The 279-nt window shown below is 24.0% G+C and carries 1 pseudogene; it reads left to right on the top strand.

The window, feature by feature from the left end:
• A pseudogene (locus tag CAMP5053_RS08505) lies at nucleotides 1-279 on the top strand (hypothetical protein); the annotation flags it as partial.

The following is a 279-nucleotide window of genomic DNA, read 5'->3' as shown; positions in this document are numbered from 1 at the left end:
AAACAATAATTCTAATGCAACTAATAATAGTTTTAATACTACCAAATTAAACAATCAAGTCAATACCAACAATAATACAAGTAATCCAAATAACCAAACAAGTAATAGTTCTAACACTAACTCTACTAACTCAAGTAATCAAACTAATACTACTACTAAAAAAGTAATAACCAAATACAAATTTGTTATCACTAATGAAAACACTAGCTTTAAAAAGCTAGGTATTAAAGAAGAAGATTTACAATTACTTATTAGTGAGTTTAGTACTAGAAAATTTAG

This window comes from Campylobacter sp. S4:11 (assembly GCF_024723695.1).
Lineage (GTDB): Bacteria > Campylobacterota > Campylobacteria > Campylobacterales > Campylobacteraceae > Campylobacter_D > Campylobacter_D jejuni_C.
Note: the sequence above shows the minus strand (reverse complement) of the source record. Positions and strands in the feature narration are given on the sequence as shown.